The following is a 2,673-nucleotide window of genomic DNA, read 5'->3' as shown; positions in this document are numbered from 1 at the left end:
CCCGCGAGCTGAACCGGCTCGCGGGGCGCCGTGCCGGGGGCTTCCGATGCACTGGTGCATCATGATCTCGTTTTCGGATGGCTGGTCGACCGGCTCGAAAAAAAGGAATTTCGGGTGTGTGTCGATCGAGCACTGTGCGGTTCGACGTGTAGGCAGAGGGACCGAACAGGAGGTCCCGAGACAAAGGAGACCCCATGAAGTACATGCTGGTGATGCGCGCAACCGATCAGGCCATCGAAGGGTCCGCGGACGCGAATTTCGATGAGATCGTCACGGCGATGGGTCGGTACAACGAGTCACTGATCAAGGCTGGTGTGCTGCTCGCGGGCGAAGGGCTGGCCGCGCCGGAGGAAGGATTCGTCGTCGACTTCGATTCCGACACGCCGCTGGTCTCGGACGGGCCGTACGGGGAGACGAAGGAGCTGTTCTCCGGTTTCTGGATCATTCAGACCGCAAGCAAGGCGGAGGCCGTCGAGTGGGCAAAGCGATGCCCGCTCGGGCCGGGCACCAAGCTCGAGGTGCGCCGGGTGACCGAAATGGAAGAGTTCGATCAGAACAACGAGTACATCCAGAAGGAAGCGGGCTGGCGCGAGGAGCTGGGTACCGACCGTCCGGTGGTGGGCTGAGTCGTGGCTGACGGGACGGCGCGGCAGGCGTCTGAGAGCGCTCGCGCCGTCGAGGGGGTGTGGCGGATCGAATCCGCGAAGATCATTGCGACACTCACGCGGAACGTCGGCGACCTCGATCTCGCCGAAGACCTTGCGGGGCAGGCCTTGCTCGAAGCCGTCGAGCAGTGGCCTGCCACCGGCGTGCCCCGCAATCCGGCAGCATGGTTGACGGCGGTTGCGATGCGGCGTGCCATCGACGGGTGGCGACGGCGCGAGCGTTTGGACGAGCGGTACGCGCATCTGGCGCGTGAACTCGGCCACGGTTCTTCTCGTTTCGAGGACGAGGCCTGGGATCCCGATCGCATCGATGATGACGTGCTCCGACTGATGTTCATTGCGTGCCATCCGGTTCTGAGCCGCAAGGCACAGGTCGCGATGACGTTGCGGGTGGTGGGTGGCCTGACCACCGAGGAAATCGGGAAGGCGTTCCTGGTTCCGACCGCCACGGTGCAGCAGCGCATCGTTCGTGCGAAGAAGACCCTCACCGCGGCGAAGGTGGCATTCGAAGTGCCAGGGCGAGACGAGTTCGCGAGCCGCCTCGGTGCGGTTCTCGGCGTGCTGTATCTGGTGTTCAACGAGGGATATGCGGCCAGCACAGGCAGGGAATGGATGCGTACGGATCTCAGCGGTGAAGCTCTGCGGCTCGCGCGTATCCTCGCCGAACTGGTTCCCATGGAGCCGGAAGCGCACGGTCTGGTGGCGCTGATGGAGCTCACGGCCTCGAGATTCGGAGCGCGAACGACCCCGGCGGGTGAGCCGATTCTGTTGTCCGATCAGGATCGCACCCGCTGGGACCGTGCCCAGATCATGCGCGGACTTGCGGCTCTGGCGCGGTCCGACGCGGTCGGGCGTGGCCGCGGTCCCTACGGATTGCAGGCGGCGATAGCCGAGTGTCACGCACGGGCAGCGACGTTCGAGGACACCGACTGGAAGCGGATAGTTCTTCTCTACGAAGCGCTTGCGCAACTGGCGCCGTCACCGGTGGTCGATCTCAACCATGCGGCCGCAGTATCGATGGCGTACGGTCCGGAGCCTGCACTCGAGTACGTCGACAAGCTCGTTGCGGCCGGCGAACTCGCCGGATACCACCTGCTACCGAGCGTAAGGGGTGAACTACTCGGCAGGCTCGGACGCACCGAGGAGGCCCGCACCGAGCTACTCGAGGCCGCTCGTCTGGCCGGAAACGAACGAGAGCGAGCGGTCCTCACCGCCAAAGCCGACGCAGTCTGCACACCCGCCGACCCGTCCACCACGGAACGCCCCGGCTCAGAGTGAATCGACCACTTCGCCCCCTGATATTTGCGCAAGGTCGGCCCTGATCTCGATCTGGCGCAACAGGAAGGCTCGCTCGTCGAGCCGCTTGCGCCGCAGCCAGCCGGTGACTTCGTCGTTGCACTTGCTGGCGTTGCAGGAGGCGCAGGCAGGCACGATGTTGTCGAGCGTGTAACGCCCGCCGCGGGACAGCGCCAGCACGCAGTCACGCTGCAAAGGCTTGTCGGCCACGCCGCAGTACGCGCAGCCACCCCACGCGGCCTTCAGCGCGGTCCACTGTTCGTCACTGAGGTCGTGTTCGACAAGATCCATCCGGCGCTTGCGTTTGCGCGCGCTCCTGGCCTTGCGACTTCGGTTGACCACCACGGACCGAGCGTATGCGCCCGTCGGTGCACGGCGGGTATATGAGTGTCGGGTCGGGCTTGATCCGCCGCACGGATTCACCGCGCCTGAGCGAGCAGTGCCGTGAGGTGTGCGAGCCCCGGTCGCACGTTCCGGGCGAAACGTGTCATTGCCTCCCGAACCTGGGGCTGGTCACTGCGCTGCCGCAGGCCACGGGAGGTGTTGAGGCGGGCTCGTTCGAGCCACTCCGCGATGTCCGGGTCCTTCGACCACGCGTAGTCGGCGTTCGTCTCGATCAGTGTTCCGCGCACCCAGTCGAGCGGGGTGTCGGGTAACCGGTTGGGTGGGCAGAGCCGATTCTTCTCGGCGAGGTCCCGGCCCGTCGCCTCCA

At 65.7% G+C, this 2,673-nt stretch carries 3 protein-coding genes and 1 pseudogene; 2 read left to right on the top strand and 2 right to left on the bottom strand.

The genetic code is table 11. The annotated features are described in order from the left end of the window. Positions 1-194 precede the first annotated feature (194 nt). A complete protein-coding gene (locus WAW17_RS11990) occupies positions 195-626 on the top strand; it encodes a YciI family protein (protein WP_422333198.1) in 432 nt (143 codons plus the stop codon). Between the two features lie 3 nt (positions 627-629). Next, a complete protein-coding gene (locus tag WAW17_RS11985) occupies positions 630-1,943 on the top strand; it encodes an RNA polymerase sigma factor (protein WP_422333197.1) in 1,314 nt (437 codons plus the stop codon). Here WAW17_RS11985 and WAW17_RS11980 read toward each other — a convergent pair. After that, positions 1,935-2,306 carry an HNH endonuclease gene (locus WAW17_RS11980; protein WP_422333196.1) on the bottom strand — a complete coding sequence of 124 codons (372 nt, stop codon included), beginning with the start codon at positions 2,304-2,306 and terminating at the stop codon, positions 1,935-1,937. The two genes, WAW17_RS11985 and WAW17_RS11980, sit on opposite strands and share 9 nt — an antisense overlap. A gap of 74 nt (positions 2,307-2,380) precedes the next feature. Further along, a pseudogene (locus WAW17_RS11975) lies at positions 2,381-2,673 on the bottom strand (hypothetical protein); the annotation flags it as partial.

It is taken from the genome of Rhodococcus sp. (in: high G+C Gram-positive bacteria), from assembly GCF_049286785.1.
Lineage (GTDB): Bacteria > Actinomycetota > Actinomycetes > Mycobacteriales > Mycobacteriaceae > Rhodococcus_F.
The sequence above is the reverse complement of the archived record's forward strand: the minus strand, read 5'-3'. Positions and strand labels throughout refer to the sequence as shown.

Coding starts and splice junctions, on each gene's coding strand:
- WAW17_RS11990 (WP_422333198.1), top strand. CDS start 195: ATGAAGTACATGCTGGTGATGCGCGCAACCGATCAGGCCATCGAAGGG.